Source organism: Klebsiella sp. BIGb0149, assembly GCF_004362605.1.
GTDB classification, from domain to species: domain Bacteria; phylum Pseudomonadota; class Gammaproteobacteria; order Enterobacterales; family Enterobacteriaceae; genus Klebsiella; species Klebsiella terrigena.
In genome coordinates this window covers 343,884-358,428 of record NZ_SNYG01000003.1, presented here as the reverse complement: position 1 = coordinate 358,428, position 14,545 = coordinate 343,884, and the positions used below count along the sequence as shown (strand labels likewise).

Sequence of the window (14,545 nt, the reverse complement as noted above, 5' to 3'; positions counted from 1 at the left end):
TAAAGCGGGGTGTCGGTTCAGCCTTTTAGCCGCACGGCGGCCCGCCTTTCGCTCACCAGGAATAACGAGTTAACGACGATCGCAGTGAGCGTACCGGCCGCCATGCCGTTACCCAGCACCATCTGCACTGCGGCGGGGAAATTCTGGTACAGGCCGGGCACGAGAATCGGCAGCATCCCCATCGCTAAACCGGTGGCTAAGGCGTAGGTTTTACCCGGCTTGTGCAGCGGCTCGCGGGCAATCATATCGATGCCGATGACCCCGATGATGCTGAAGACAATCACCGCCGTCCCGCAGACCACCGGACCGGGCAGGCAGGCGGCAAAGCGCACCAGCGGCGAAAATAACGCAATCAGGATTAACAGCAGCCCGGCGAGCGCCGTAACGTGGCGTGATTTGACGTTAGTGGTCCGCACCACGCCGATATTCTCGCCGGAGGTGATGATCAATGAGGTACCGAAAACGCCGCCCAGCAGCGAGATAACGGCATCGCCGCGGATGGTGCGGGGAATGGCCTGATGGACGTTTTGTGTCGATTTGACGATCTCCGCGGTGGCAATCGTTTGCCCGGTCGCTTCAGCCATAGATATCACCGCATAGATCAGCAGCGGCAGCGACGCTGAAAGGTTGAAGATTGGCCAGCCGAACGGAAACAGCTGCGGCAGACTGAACAGCGGTCCGTGACTGACGCCGCTAAAATCGGCGCTGCCGAGCATGATTGCCAGCAGGGTGCCTGCCAGCAGGCCGAACATAACCGACAGCTGACGCAGGATGCCGGTGAACGCCAGGGCGAAGATCAGCGTAATCAGGATAGTCACCAGCGCCAGAATAATGTTTGCTGGCTGAGCAAAGTTGCTGCTCCCCGGCTGACCGATAATGAGCCCGCCGTACAGGCGAATCAGGTTGATGGAGACCAGCAGCAGCATAATCCCGATGATAAACGGCGGGAAATGGTGCAGAAAGCGGCGAAAAACGGGGAGGGCAATAAAATAAAACAGCGATGTTAAGATCACCGCGCCAATTGCCGTCTGGATATTGGTCTGCAAAGCGATAGCGATGAAGAGGGCGATCGGCGCACCGCCCGGGACCATAATAAACGGCAGACGCGCGCCGAAGCTGCCGATACCGAGACTTTGCAGGATCGCCCCCAGCCCGCACATCAGAAAGGTGGCGCTCAGCAGCGATGTGGTAACGCCATCGCTGAAGTGAAGCGCCTGGGCAATGAGAAAAACGGCGGCGATCGGCGTTGCGGCCACGACCAGCACGTGTTGCAGGGCCAGCAGCAGCTTAGTTTGCCAGCGCAAGGCTTCGTTTTCCGGCACGAAGGAGTCAGAATAGGGCATAAATGCCTCCCAAAGACGTGAGAAATCCCCGCCGACCGCGCCGGCGAAGAGCGATTATTTCAGCCACGGTAGCGCATCGGCGGCGTAGCGATGCGCGCGGAAGGCGCTGTTTTGCTTACCGGGAATAATCCCCTTGCTAAGATGCTCCGGGTACTCATTGAAGTAAGGAATAATGTATTCCCACACCGTTTCTCCCTGCGGCGTGACTTCAAACAGGCGGCCGAAGGCGGACTCGCAGATAAAGGTATTGCCGTTGCCGAGGCGCTGGGCGCTTCCCATGTAGGGTGAGAAAAAGGCCGGCGGGAAAATATCGCGATATTGCCAGCGAATAGCCTGGGTGTGCGGGTCGAACTCCAGCACCGTGGAGTGCGGAGAGGTTACGCCGGGGCGCAGGTTGCCGTTATCGAATACCAGAATCGACCCACTATCCGTCTCGATCGGGGTGTGCTGCTGGGCGACAACGTTCGGACCCGCGTGCCAGACCACGCTGCCGGTCTCTTTATTGACGGCAATCACTCCGGAAGTGGTGCGCAGGCTCATCAGCACCAGGCCGTCACGGGTGACCGACAGACCGTTGATCATCGGCCAGTGGCGGCGGTCGAAGATCTCATGAAGCGGAAAATCTTCCGGAGCCAGATGCTCCCAGGCGCGCCATTCCCATACCACTTCACCGTCGCGATTGACCTCTTTGACGACATCGCTCTGTATGATGCCGTCCGGCGCATCGCGGCGCGGATCGCCGCCGGTGACGCGGGCAGCGATGTCAGCCGGCAGCGGAGCCGCCGCGGTATACAGCAGGTTTCCGTTCGCCAGCCACTGCGCGTCGTGGTGATGGAAGATATCCTCATAATGCCAGACCACTTCGTTATCCGGAGTGACTTCATAAAAATCGCCGCCGTGCCAGAGATCCCAGGCCGGATAGAGGCTGGCCGACGTGCGGTGGCTGCCGTTATAACCGAGGTTACCGTTAGGCAGCAGCACGGCATCGCGTCCTGCCCGCACCGGGAGCTGCCACTGGTGCGCCACTTCTCCCCGCTCATCAACCAGATAGACCCGCCCTTCGGCGGTTTGTGGGGCAAAGAGCGTATAGCCGCCGAAGCTTTTCTCCATGTTGGCGAGGGTCAGCCCGCCCGGGCGACGCCCGAGGGTGAAGGTAGGGTCCTGAGATAAGTGCGCCACGTAGCCTCCTTAAGAGATGATTTCCTGGCGAAATACGCCATTAAAACGTTTTAATTAAGCAACATTAGATAGGAATGCTCGCCAGAGAGCTACGGTAAACGGCCACTTTTTTAATATGATTTTGTTATGTAATAGTGCCGAAATTCATACCCTGGAAATGTGCTACCCTGAGCGTAAAATCTCGGGAGGAACCGCCAGCCAGATGACTGCTCACGATAAAAAACGCGCCAGGCTCATTGACGTTGCACGCCTTGCCGGCGTATCGCCCGGCACCGTGTCTAATGCGTTACATCACACCCGTTTTGTCGAACCTGAGACCCGGCAGCGCATTGAGGAGGCGATTCAGGCGCTGAACTACACGCCGAATATTCGCGCCCGCCAGCTGCGTACCGGGAAAACCAACACCATTGCGCTTCTTTCTTCCTTGCCGCTGACCATCGCTTCCGGAGCCTCAAAGCTGGGTTTTATGATGGAGGTCGCGCTTACGGCGGCGATTATCGCGCTGGAGAAGCAGCATGCGCTGATCCTGGTCCCGCCCGGGAAGAACCCGCTGGACATGGTGACCTTTGATGCCGCCATTTTGCTGGAGCCCGCCGAAAACGATCCGCAGCTGCGGGCTCTGCAGCAGGCGGGGATCCCCTGTATTACCATCGGCCGAACGCCGGGAACGCCGACGCCGGTACCCTGGGTGGATCTGCATTCGGCGGCGACGGCGAAACTGCTGCTGAGCCACCTGCAGGCAGAAGGCGCCGATTGTTGCGCGCTCCTCGTCGGGCATACGCCGCGGACTTCCGCACTGGAAACCGAGGCCGCCTATCGCCTCTGGTGCGAAGGGCGGCAGGCGCCGGTTATCTATTACCTTGATGAGCAGGAAGGGGAAGCGGCTGGCTATCAGGCGGCGAGTCAGATGTTGCATGAGCATCCCGAAGTCAATGGCGTCCTGGTCGTGGTTGATACCTTTGCCAGCGGCGCCGTGCGCGCCTTTCACGATGCGTCGATCGCCATGCCGCAGCGGATGCGCTTAGCCACCCGCTATGACGGTATTCGCGCCCGGGAATCCCAGCCGCCGCTGACGGCGGTGAACATGCACCTCGACGAGGTCGCTCGTCAGGCCGTCACGCTGCTGTTTGAAGTGCTGGCCGGCCATCGCGTGAGCGGCAGCCGCGGACAGAGGCCGGAACTGGTGGTCAGAACCTCGAGCAGAGCATCCTAAGCCGCCGTGCTGGCGGCAAGGCGTACCTATTCAGGACTTGAACAAGTTCTTCAGCGTATGGGGCTGACAGCGAAGGTATTGATTAGGCACATGAACCTGAGCACCAAGCGCTGCCGCAGCATGCCAGGGCCATCTCGGATTATAGAGCGCGCCACGGGCAATAGCGATGATATCGGCATCCCCGCTTGCGACGATAGATTCCGCATGCTCCGGTTCGGTAATGAGCCCAACCGCCACAACGGGGATACCCACTGCGGCTTTAACCGCTCGTGCCAGCGGAACCTGATAACCGGGATAAACATCAATTTGCTGGGCGGGGTGCAGACCACCGCTGGAGACGTGTATGGCATCGACGCCATGTGCTTCCAGCATTTTAGAAAACGCCACGGCTTCCTCGAGGCTAAATCCGCCGTCGAACCAGTCGGTGGCGGAAATACGCACGCTGATTGCTTTATCTGCAGGGAATGCCTCGCGCACCGCATCGACTATTTCCAGCGGAAACCTGGCTCTGTTTTCCAGCGAGCCGCCGTAATTATCCGTTCGGTGGTTAGACCGCGGTGATAAAAACTGATGCAGCAGGTAGCCATGCGCAGCGTGGATCTGAATAAGATCAATATTAAGTCTTGCCGCACGTTTTGCGGCTTCAGCAAATTGGCGGCGAATTTCGGCCAGGCCGCTGTTGTCGAGGGCGGTAGGGATCGTATAGCCGTCACTATAAGGCACTGCGGAGGGCGCTAAGGTTTGCCAGCCGCCTTGCCGATCGGGCGGTATTTGACCGTGTTTATCCCAGGGTTTGTAAGTTGACGCTTTTCGGCCCGCATGCGCCAGTTGAATAGCAACGGGGATCGGTGACCATTTGCGAATAGCGGTGAGCACCTGAGCCATCGCTTGCTCAGTTTTATCATCATAGAGCCCGACATCTGCATAGGTAATTCGCCCCTCAGGCGAGACGGCTGCCGCTTCAATGGTGAGCAAGCCGGCACCTGACTGTGCCAGTTGACCCAGATGGAGCGTATGCCAGTCAGTCATACAGCCATCTTCTGCGGAATACTGACACATAGGGGCGATGACAATACGGTTTTCAAGCTCAAGATTACGGATGCGTAACGGTGTAAACAGCTTCGGGTTAGACATATATGTCGCTCCAGATTGGTCCTGGTAATGTAGCAATTTTATGCACGAATGCTTATCAACATAACGCATAGCTGTCTGTAAAAGAACATCCAGACTATGCGTGGCATGCGCGCGCCGTCTTTGGTCCAAGGGTCACTTATCTGTCTTACTTTGTCCAATTTTAATAAATGCGGATGATTACTATTAACGTTTCTACCCAGGGCGTTAATCAATCATGTGCAACTCAATCATTAAATTTAAACGGACTGAATTAGCCAGTCTGATCCTGCTATTCACCTCAGCGGCCAACGCAGCAGAGACAGAGACGATGGTGGTCACCGCATCCGGATTTGAACAGCGGCTGGAAGATGCCCCTGCGTCAGTGACCGTGATTTCAGGCGACGACCTCCGCAAGCGTTCTATCCAAAACCTGGCGGATGCCGTTCGCGATGTTGAAGGTGTCGCCGTCATCGGCGGCGCCAATGAAAATGACATCTCCATTCGTGGCATGCCGGGAGACTACACGCTCATCCTTGTTGACGGAAAGCGCCAGAGCGGTCGCGACTCCCGGGTGAACGGCAATGCCGGTTATGAGCAGAGTTTTATCCCGCCGGCTGCCGCCATTGAACGTATTGAAGTGATCCGCGGGCCAATGTCATCGCTTTACGGCTCAGATGCGATTGGCGGAGTTATCAATATCATTACCCGTAAGGTCAGTAAGCAGTGGGGCGGGTCGCTCTCCTGGGACTATGCTGCTCGTCAGCATGACGACCAGGGTAATGCGGCGAACACGCAGTTTTACCTTGCAGGTCCCCTGGTTGATGACAAGCTGGGCCTACAGCTATGGGGGCGCTATCTGGATCGTCAGGCCGATGATGATGTGCAGAACACCAACGGCTTTAGCAAAGCCGACCATAGGGACGTAACCGGGAGGCTGTCATTCGCGCCTACCGATAATCAGGAGCTGCAGCTTGAAGGCGGCGTCAGTCGCCTGAAAAACGGTGACGGCGAGAGCGCAAACTGGGCGACGCGCGAACAAAAAAATAACCGCGATCACTGGTCTGTCAGCTACGACGGCCGCTGGGACTGGGGAACATCGACGGTTTCTTTTGCTCAGGAAAAGACCAGCCGGGAAGGATTAGCCAGCCCTTCACAAAGTGACGTTTACGGCCGTAAACCCACCATCAAAAATAGCGTGCTGGATGCAAAACTGATCGTGCCAACCATGTACCATACCGCCACGCTGGGGGGCCAGTGGCAGGAAAACGAGCTAAAAGACTGGAACCAGGGAGATGGTACGCGCCAGGATCATCGCTATAGCGTGGTGCAACGAGCGCTGTTCATCGAGGACGAATGGCGGCTCGCTGAGGCGTTCTCACTCACCGGTGGTTTACGCCTTGATAATCACGAACAGTACGGCAATCACTACAGCCCGCGCGTATATGGCGTTTGGTACGTCAGTGATGAGTGGACTCTGAAAGGCGGCGTCGCGCGAGGCTTTAAGGCCCCGGAAATTCGCGCGGTGATTGACGATTACGCGGTGCTGCGCCGCAATACCTGGGCCATGCTCGGTAATCCCAACCTGAAGCCTGAAACCAGTACTAATTACGAGCTTTCCGCGATGTGGTCGAATCGGGACGATCTTTCTGCCAGCGCTACGCTCTTCTACAACGACTTCCAGGACAAGCTTTCCACGCTAACGACGGATCGACGCTGGAACGGTTATATCGTGATGGAGCGTATCAATATTGATAAAGCGATCATCAGAGGCGCGGAATTGACCGGCAGCTGGAAGATAACGCCTGAGCTATCGTTCAAAGCTAACTATACCTTCCTGGATTCAGAGCAGAAAAGCGGCAGCAATAAGGGGGCTCCGCTGGCTTTAACGGCGAAGCATAAAGCCAGCCTGCGCAGCGAATGGGATTACACGGGAGAAACCCAGTTTTGGGCAGCGGCTAACTATTATGGTAAAGAGTACGGCACCTCCGTTACCGCTGAACCGGCGCCCGATTACCTGACGGCAGATGTAGGCGTGTCGCATCAGCTTAGCCGGAATCTGGCTCTCAACGGGGCTATTTACAACATTGGCGATAAGCGTCTGAACGATGAAACCTACGGTACGGTCAACTACGGCCGAACCTTCTGGGGGGGAGTGACGCTCAGCTTCTGATCGCTCCAGGCAGCAAAATCGTTGCACATAGGCCGGCGGGCGAGCGATTCTTCAGGCTCAGCTCGCCGCCGTGGGCATGGACGCAGGCACGGGCAATCGATAAACCTAAACCCAGCCCGCCGCCAAAGTGGCGTCGGGCGGCGCGATTATCATTCAAGCGAACGAAGGGTTCGAAGACCTGTTCAAGCTGTTTCTCCGGGATACCCGGACCGCTATCCAGAACATCGATCCTGACCATGTTGTTCTCCGCTGTCAGTCTGACGGATGCCTCGCCTGCATAGCTCAATGCGTTCTCAATAAGATTGCTGAGTACCCGTTTTATCGCCAGCGGTCGGCAAGTGATCGTAATCCCGTCCTCTCCTTGCCAGGTGACTGACTCGCCTTTTTGGCCGTAACGATGCGTCAGATCGCTCAGTAACTTGCTCAGGTCGCAGCGACAGGTCTTCTCCTGCGGCGTTTCATCGCGGATAAAGTTCAGCGTTTCACTGACCATACTCTGCAGTTCAATGAGACTTTCCAGCATGTCATCGCGAGCCTCTCCGGCTTCCATGAGTTCTATCTGCAGGCGCAGTTCCGTCAGCGGCGTGTTGAAGTCGTGGCTCATTGAGGCCAGCATACGGGTCTTGCCTTCCAGATGCCGGGCAAGACGCTGCTGCATCAGATTAAAGCTGCCCGTCAGGTCTTTCGATTCCCGCGGGCCAACCAGCGGCAGACTGCCGGTCCAGTCTCCACGACTCAGGGCATCAGCGGCGGCGGCAAGCCGCTGAATCGGCCTGACAACGCGGTGGGTAAAGTAAAGACTCAGCAGGATCAGCGGAACCGTCATGATTATCAGCGACAGGGAGAGCAGCTGTATCCATGCATAGGCCGGATCAAGCGGCTGTATGCCGTTTAGATAAGTCCCGTCAGGCAAAGAGAGGGTCGAACGCAGCCTTAAAGGTTCGCTATTCTCCGTACTAAAAAGATGCCAGCGCGCCGGCCCGCCGTTGGAGCGCTCGAGCTGAAACGTCACCTGCACGTCCGGCGTAAATCCCTTTAATTTCAAAACAGCGTCACGCAGGCGCCGCTCTTCACGCCGCATAGGGAAGGGCGTCACTTCAGCGCGATCGGCAATCCAGAACCTGGCGCCGTCCTGGCGAAGAACAGGTAATGGAGAGCCTGGAGCCAGTTGGCTGGTAAGATAGGCCAGCTCAATACGTTCTACAGCCAGATTACGCGTGGCAGGAGAGAGCAAATTACCGATCAGCTGAAGGCCGCCCACCGCCAGCAGATTGGCAATCACAATTGCGGAAACCATCAGCAAACCAAGCTGGCTCATCATTCGCTGCGGCAGCAGGCGTTTTAGCTGAAACATTCGCTATGCGCCTCAACCTGCGAAACCAGACGGTAACCCTCTCCCCATACCGTATCCAGCAGCACAACGCCTGGAAGCAGCTGCTGCAGGCGGTTTCGTAAACGGCTGACCTGTCGATCGATTGCCCGGTCAAAAACCTCATTTCCGGGGGTTATGCAGCGATCCATCAGCACTTCACGGCTGAGTACACTACCCGGGCTGGAGAGAAAAGCGGTCAGAAGCCTGGCCTCGACAGTGCTCAGCTTCTGCGTTATCCCCTGTGGATTGGTGACCGTGCGGTTGACCGACCTGTAGATCAACCCGGAAAAACTCATCGCCCGATCGGGCAGTTGGTGAGCCGAATGCTGTGGCCCATCCGTTCTCCCTGCGCGCCTCAGCACGGTATGGATGCGGGCAAGCAGCTCACGCGGCTCGAATGGCTTTACCACGTAATCATCGGCCCCCATCTCCAGCCCACTGACGCGGTCATCAAGGGCATCCTTCGCCGTAAGCAGAATAACGGGCGTTTTGTATTTGCGCTGAATCTGCTGGCAAAGCAGCATGCCGTCACCGTCAGGCAGCATGACATCCAGAACGATCAGGTTAAAGGTGTTGGAGCGCAGCATCGACCACATTGAGGTGGCATTATCAGCCGTGATGACATTGAGGCTCTGACGCCTCAGCCATGCAGCAAGCGGCTCGCGAATTTTTCGGTGATCGTCGACAACTAACACTCTGACAGAAAGAGAAAAACTATCCATTAAGACTGCCTGTTAAGACCTGGCGAAGGGAATAATAACTCAACAATGTAATGAGAATAATTGTTATTTTCAATAACCATGTAGGCAGCGAAATTCCCGCTTCACCCAACGTCCATACGCGTCTTATTCTTGGTGGTAAACCGCAGGAAACCTTAACGGATATCCTTCGCGACCAGAGAGCAGAGAAAATAACCAACGAAATGGTGTTCAAAACCGGTTGTTTTGATATTACGCGCAGCTATTCAGATTTGGACATGACCTGCTTTCTTCAGCGCAAAAAGCATGACAGCCGCGCCACATTGCTGGGACTGCTTCTCTGGATCGAACTTCCCGTCCTTGACGAATTTCCCCTTACTGTAGTGATTGGAAAAACTCCATAAATAAGGAGAGGGAATGTCTATCTCTTTCTTGCGGTAACCCATGCCGTTAAAGCGCTCCCAGCGATAAAGCGCCGCCGTCAGCGACCAGTCCGGCTTACCAGTGAAGCCCTGGTAGGTCAGAGCATCCAATGCGCTGCTTTCCCAGTCATTCGGCGGGTTCCATTTTAGCGGGCGTCCTTTTGGTACCTGCCAGGTACGAGCTTTGAGGGAGTCGCCATTGTGCAGATGCGTCGCGAAATTGAAACTTGACTCCAGAGCATGGATGATCCCAATGAACCACCACGGTATTCCGACGTGATTGCTGACATTCTCGTAACGCGGCCGATAATTAACCAGCCGGGCGACGTACCAAGCCACGTCGTCCTGCCGTTCAGGCCGGATCTGGCAACTGGCAAACATCTGCTCGTAGTCAGTCTGGGCTATCTCAAAGGCAATGGTCGCTTTAGCAGCAGTATCGGCAGATTCTGCGGGTTTCTCACGTGTTTGGGCTGCATAGCGGGATAACTTATGGTTCATGGTTGCCTCTCAGACGAGCGCAGCAGTGTGTCATGGCGGAGCAGTATGCAAAGCATTTCGTATCTAGTTTCAAATATAGCTCCACTTTCAATGGTAGCCAGCCACGTAGATTCTAGATAATGAAAAAAGTCTGTCATAACGTCCTGCAAGAGGAAGATGGGGGATGGGTAAGTGTATGATTAATCGTAATCTGCGGCCGGTTATGAACTAAATGAACGACAGACTAAACACTGCTACAGCAAACAGCTTCGAATCGCCTGGTCTCGCATCGCGTCATGGAATTGGTGGTACCGGGGGAGAGGTAATCCCCAAAAACAATGGATCGTTCAGAGGCGATGACTTTTATCTGGGCCATCTGTCAACGTTACTTGATGAGATGAAGTAAATGTACGACAGACCTAATGCAATAAAAGGGAAGTATCTCAAAGTTAACAACATGCTGATTTCTGTGGCCGCATGAGCGAACCATGAAGTAATGGACCCATGAATATCATTTAACATAATATACATTATGCGTACCAAAGGTGTAGAGGCTCAATGCTAATGTCTATTTGTGGCTCATTTAGGAATGTCCAGTCTATAGTTCTCAGACCTGTATGTCTGGTCAACGACTCACTTTTCCTGATGAGGAGTTTTCTATGGCTATGCATGACGCCGGGATGTTCACCGTGAAAGAAATCAACCGCCTCAAAATCCTTCAGGATGTCATAGAACGTAACCTGCGTCCTGGTCAGGCTGCTGAGATGCTCGGCATCACGCCACGTCATTGCAGTCGTCTGCTGAAGCGTTATCGCCAGTCCGGACCGCTTGGTATGAACAACCAGAGTCGCGGTCGCACTGGCAACCGCCTGTTGCCCACATCACTGACTGACCTGGCACTGAGTATCATACGAGAACGCTACCGCGATTTTGGCCCCACGCTGGCCCGGGAAAAGCTGGAGGAAGTTCACGGTCTGGTCCTGGGCAAGGAAACCATCAGGCGCCTGATGATAAAAGCCGGACTCTGGATCCCCCGAAGACAACGCGCACCGAAAATTCATCAGCCCCGTTACCGGCGGCCCTGTACTGGCGAGCTGATACAGATTGACGGCTGTGACCATCAATATTGATGTCTGGCACTATCCTGACGGACATAAGGAGCTGCGACTAAATGGCGTGCTGCTGCCCTACTCCACCTATGACCGATTGTCTGAGGTAGATCCCGTCGCAATTGCGGATAACAAGAGACTTGGCCATGTGTTGGATATTGCCCGTCAGATCCAGAAAAAACGGGACAATAATCGTTCACAATCGTTACCTTGTTCTGGTGATGAGCCTTCCCGCAGACGGCACGCCCCTAGCATCAACAAATCCCAGCGCTCGCTGAACGAAGATGACCTGCTTGAAGCCATGATAAAGCTTCAAGGGAGCTCTGAGACCATCTTTGGTAAAAGGTGAACATGAGGGAAACCTCGTACTTACTGACTAGCGGCGATGTGTGCGCTATCTTGCAGTTACTGCAATCAAATCCTGAGAAAATTTCTGAGAAATACAAATAACTTCAATGATATTATATACAAAGGATAAAATAGGAAACCGAGGTAAAGTTCGAGTGTCACAGAACCCCGAACCGCTTCGTGGCGTCCATGATGTGCCATGTTCATGGCTTTATTTTCAAGGAAAAAAGATGACACCAGAAAAAGCAGTTGAAATATTAGAAAGACAAAAGGCCGAGATTCCCACTATTCAGCAAGAAAGAAGAAGCACGGGGAAAAACCCGAGTTTCACATTATGGGATCGTAATACTAAAACAGCCATATCAAAAATATTTGGTCAGGATTCAGACCATAAAAAAGAATTTAGTTCAATTAACTATAGCGTTATGGCATTTTTTGGAGATACTCCAGATTCTGTTTTTGATAACGCTTTTTGTCATGGTTTGGATGAGGCATCATCACTACTCACATCTATGATAGCCGAGATAAAAGAGTATGGGATAAGTGGTAACTTCATGGAAACAAAGAATGAACCAGTCGATATTGTTCAATTAATCTGCCATCAATTCCATAAAGTTGCAAGACAACTTCAACAGCGCCACGCTGACAGGCAAACTATTGAAATAAATGATGAATATGATGTTCAGGATTTGTTTCATGCGCTGTTAAAGATACACTTTGACGATGTCAGACCTGAAGAATATACGCCAAGCTATGCTGGTTCTTCGACGCGCGTTGATTTTCTTCTTAAAAATGAAAAAATAATTATTGAATTAAAAAAGACAAGAAAAGGCCTGAAGCAAAAAGAAGTAGGAGAGCAATTAATTATTGATATTGCACACTATCAAACTCATCCAGATTGTAAGACACTAATATGCTTTGTTTATGATCCTGAAGGACGAATAGCGAACCCAATAGGTGTCGAGAATGATTTAGAACGCTGTACAAATGCCATTAATGTTAAAGTTATAATCTCACCAAAATAATAGTGATGACATGCTTAGAATAAACAGTAAAGATCAGCACTAAAAATTGGTACGCACAATGACGTTATGCTAAAGAGGCCGCTGCAGAAGAGATTCTCGCAGCGGCCTTTCCAACATATGGACATTTCTAATGAGCCATTGATTAGACATTTTCACTGAGCTTTGACAAAAGGTATGACAGCTAAATTGAGATATCCGTCTCTGACCAAATATAGACATATCCGCTCTCTACAGTCTCGCCACCGCGATCGCTGCTTTCAAAGGATGAGACTCATGACGGCATACGGAACGGAGTTTTTCTCGATGAACGATGTCAACCGACTCAGGATCCTGCAGGACGTTATCGACCGGCGTCTTACCACGCGTCTTGCAGCAACCCGACTTGAGATCTCTGACAGGCACTGCCGCCGGGTACTCGAGCGCTATCGAACACGGACCGCTATCGCTGGTTAACCGCCGACAATCTGGTATGAGCATAAAGCCCACAGTACAGAAAACATCTTAATAAACTAAAATCTTCATGAACGGGCTCGCGATGGCACTATCGAGCTCCGGGCCAACGGTACTTCCCTGCCCTTTATCGCTTACGACCGACTGGGAGAACGAGTCGTTCCGTGTATTAATTTTGCTGCGACGGATGATCGGCAGCAGGCTCGGCACCGCCTTCGGGGAATAGCCGCTGACGCAGCGTCGGTGTCTCAGTCGGGTTCCCTAACAGGCCGCGCTGTTTCAGCTCCGGGATCACCCAGCGGGCAAAATCCTCAAAACAGCCTGGAGAAAGCCACTGCGCAAGATTAATGCCATCGGTATCGCTCTCTTGCAGCCACTGCGCCAACTGCCAGGCAACGCTGGCACCGCTGCCGACAAAGGTCTTCTGCCGCCCTAGCCCCTGCTCAGGATGAAATACTTCGCGCAGCGTGCGGCTCGGTTGTCCATCCTCGCCGGCGACCATTTTCAGCAGCGAGCGGTTAGAGTTGGTCTGCTGCCATGCCAGCGGCGCATCCAGCGAATGGCCGGAAAGATCGACGCCGGTGCTGGCGCCATAATGGATCAACGCGCCCTGTAAATCATAGCGCGCGCGTCGTTCTGAATAGCGCTGCTGCGCTTCACGCTCGGTCTCTGCGGTAATGACCGTTACCGCGCTGATAAACTTAATTGCCCCCGGCGAGCGGCCAAACTCCGCCGCCCGCGACTTAATGGCCGTGACCTGTCGACGGACGCCGCTGGCGTCCAGCCCGGCGACAAACACCACCTCCGCATGACGAGCAGCAAAATCAATGCCGCGTGGCGAGCCCCCGGCCTGAAAAATGACCGGCGTCCGCTGCGGGCTGGGTTCAGAGAGGTGCGCGTCCGGCACGGTAAACCAGCGCCCCTGATGGCGGATCGGGTGGACTTTGGCGGGGTCGGTATAAAGACCCTCCGTCTTATCACGCTTCAGCGCCGCCCGCTCCCAGGAGTGCTGCCACAATTTGTAGCTAACTGTCAGAAACTCGTCGGCACGCTCGTAGCGTTCGTCATGATCGATCTGCTTTTCCAGTCCGAGATTGCGCGCCGCGCTCTCCAACTGTGAGGTCACGACGTTCCAGGCAATACGCCCATTGGTCAGGTGATCGAGAGTGGTAAATTTTCGCGCCAGCAGGTAAGGCTGCTCATAGGTAGTGGAGACGGTGATACCGAACCCCAGCCGCTTTGTCTGTGCCGCCATGGCGGAGACCAGCAGCAGCGGATCGATAAGCGGAGACTGGATGCCTTGCTTAAGCGAGGCCGCAGGGCTGCCCTGCCAGCTGTCAATCAGCCCCAGCGCATCGGCAATAAACAGGCAGTCAAAATCGTTCTCTTCCAGCAGCTTCGCCAGACCTACCCAGTACTCAATATCGGTATAACGATGGCTTTGGTCCTGCGGGTCGCGCCACATACCGTAGTTAATATGTGAAACTGCCGCCATCGTAAACCCGCTGAGAATAATGTTATTGCGCATGTCATTTACCGAAATAAAAAGAACTGACAATAAATAAAACCATTCTTATCGACAATTATTAAATCCGGCAATCCAAAGTCGAAAACCGCAAATTAAAA

General features: G+C 54.1%; 10 protein-coding genes and 2 pseudogenes. 5 read left to right on the top strand and 7 right to left on the bottom strand.

Translation table 11 applies throughout. The features are described 5' to 3' along the window. Positions 1–17: 17 nt before the first annotated feature. Positions 18–1,343, bottom strand: a complete 1,326-nt coding sequence (locus EDF75_RS13535) for a uracil-xanthine permease family protein (RefSeq protein ID WP_133599776.1) — start codon at positions 1,341–1,343, stop codon at positions 18–20. 54 nt (positions 1,344–1,397) lie between these two features. Beyond that, complete coding sequence (locus EDF75_RS13530) at positions 1,398–2,522, bottom strand: aryl-sulfate sulfotransferase (protein ID WP_133599775.1); 1,125 nt, start codon at positions 2,520–2,522, stop codon at positions 1,398–1,400. 202 nt (positions 2,523–2,724) lie between these two features. On the opposite strand from EDF75_RS13530, the gene EDF75_RS13525 reads away from it, so the two are divergent. Continuing rightward, complete coding sequence (locus EDF75_RS13525) at positions 2,725–3,735, top strand: LacI family DNA-binding transcriptional regulator (RefSeq protein ID WP_133599774.1); 1,011 nt, start codon at positions 2,725–2,727, stop codon at positions 3,733–3,735. A gap of 30 nt (positions 3,736–3,765) precedes the next feature. Here the strand turns inward: EDF75_RS13525 and EDF75_RS13520 are convergent, their stop codons facing one another. Next, the gene (locus tag EDF75_RS13520) at positions 3,766–4,869 is read right to left on the bottom strand and encodes an NADH:flavin oxidoreductase/NADH oxidase (RefSeq protein ID WP_133599773.1); all 1,104 of its coding nucleotides are present in this window, start codon (positions 4,867–4,869) and stop codon (positions 3,766–3,768) included. Between the two features lie 307 nt (positions 4,870–5,176). Here EDF75_RS13520 and EDF75_RS13515 point away from each other — a divergent pair, with 307 nt between their 5' ends. Continuing rightward, on the top strand, positions 5,177–7,018 hold the full coding sequence (locus EDF75_RS13515; RefSeq protein WP_243733537.1) for a TonB-dependent receptor domain-containing protein: 1,842 nt from the start codon (positions 5,177–5,179) through the stop codon (positions 7,016–7,018). Here EDF75_RS13515 and EDF75_RS13510 read toward each other — a convergent pair. From EDF75_RS13510 to EDF75_RS27095, 3 genes are all read right to left on the bottom strand, one after another. Further along, positions 7,008–8,372 carry an ATP-binding protein gene (locus tag EDF75_RS13510; RefSeq protein WP_243733536.1) on the bottom strand — a complete coding sequence of 455 codons (1,365 nt, stop codon included), beginning with the start codon at positions 8,370–8,372 and terminating at the stop codon, positions 7,008–7,010. The two genes, EDF75_RS13515 and EDF75_RS13510, sit on opposite strands and share 11 nt — an antisense overlap. Continuing rightward, complete coding sequence (locus EDF75_RS13505; RefSeq protein ID WP_133599771.1) at positions 8,360–9,112, bottom strand: response regulator transcription factor; 753 nt, start codon at positions 9,110–9,112, stop codon at positions 8,360–8,362. The genes EDF75_RS13510 and EDF75_RS13505 overlap by 13 nt, the downstream gene beginning before the upstream one ends. 242 nt (positions 9,113–9,354) lie before the next feature. Beyond that, a complete protein-coding gene (locus EDF75_RS27095; protein ID WP_166646171.1) occupies positions 9,355–10,008 on the bottom strand; it encodes a hypothetical protein in 654 nt (217 codons plus the stop codon). A 638-nt stretch (positions 10,009–10,646) separates the two neighbouring features. On the opposite strand from EDF75_RS27095, the pseudogene EDF75_RS13495 reads away from it, so the two are divergent. From EDF75_RS13495 to EDF75_RS27365, 3 genes and pseudogenes are all read left to right on the top strand, one after another. Beyond that, positions 10,647–11,445, top strand: a pseudogene (locus tag EDF75_RS13495) (helix-turn-helix domain-containing protein). Positions 11,446–11,674: 229 nt separating this feature from the next. Further along, positions 11,675–12,469 (top strand): PD-(D/E)XK nuclease domain-containing protein, encoded by a 795-nt coding sequence (locus tag EDF75_RS13490; RefSeq protein WP_133599770.1) that lies wholly within the window; start codon positions 11,675–11,677, stop codon positions 12,467–12,469. 273 nt (positions 12,470–12,742) lie between these two features. Continuing rightward, positions 12,743–12,944 (top strand): annotated as a pseudogene (locus EDF75_RS27365) (helix-turn-helix domain-containing protein); the annotation flags it as partial. 144 nt (positions 12,945–13,088) lie between these two features. Here EDF75_RS27365 and EDF75_RS13480 read toward each other — a convergent pair. Continuing rightward, positions 13,089–14,414 carry an LLM class flavin-dependent oxidoreductase gene (locus tag EDF75_RS13480; RefSeq protein WP_243733535.1) on the bottom strand — a complete coding sequence of 442 codons (1,326 nt, stop codon included), beginning with the start codon at positions 14,412–14,414 and terminating at the stop codon, positions 13,089–13,091. Positions 14,415–14,545: the final 131 nt, after the last annotated feature.

What these genes read in the sequence shown, in the direction of transcription:
- EDF75_RS13510 (WP_243733536.1), bottom strand. Translation starts at nt 8,372, where the DNA reads ATGTTTCAGCTAAAACGCCTGCTGCCGCAGCGAATGATGAGCCAGCTT.
- EDF75_RS13505 (WP_133599771.1), bottom strand. Translation starts at nt 9,112, where the DNA reads ATGGATAGTTTTTCTCTTTCTGTCAGAGTGTTAGTTGTCGACGATCAC.
- EDF75_RS13520 (WP_133599773.1), bottom strand. Translation starts at nt 4,869, where the DNA reads ATGTCTAACCCGAAGCTGTTTACACCGTTACGCATCCGTAATCTTGAG.
- EDF75_RS13535 (WP_133599776.1), bottom strand. Translation starts at nt 1,343, where the DNA reads ATGCCCTATTCTGACTCCTTCGTGCCGGAAAACGAAGCCTTGCGCTGG.
- EDF75_RS13515 (WP_243733537.1), top strand. Translation starts at nt 5,177, where the DNA reads ATGGTGGTCACCGCATCCGGATTTGAACAGCGGCTGGAAGATGCCCCT.
- EDF75_RS13525 (WP_133599774.1), top strand. Translation starts at nt 2,725, where the DNA reads ATGACTGCTCACGATAAAAAACGCGCCAGGCTCATTGACGTTGCACGC.
- EDF75_RS27095 (WP_166646171.1), bottom strand. Translation starts at nt 10,008, where the DNA reads ATGAACCATAAGTTATCCCGCTATGCAGCCCAAACACGTGAGAAACCC.
- EDF75_RS13490 (WP_133599770.1), top strand. Translation starts at nt 11,675, where the DNA reads ATGACACCAGAAAAAGCAGTTGAAATATTAGAAAGACAAAAGGCCGAG.
- EDF75_RS13480 (WP_243733535.1), bottom strand. Translation starts at nt 14,414, where the DNA reads ATGGCGGCAGTTTCACATATTAACTACGGTATGTGGCGCGACCCGCAG.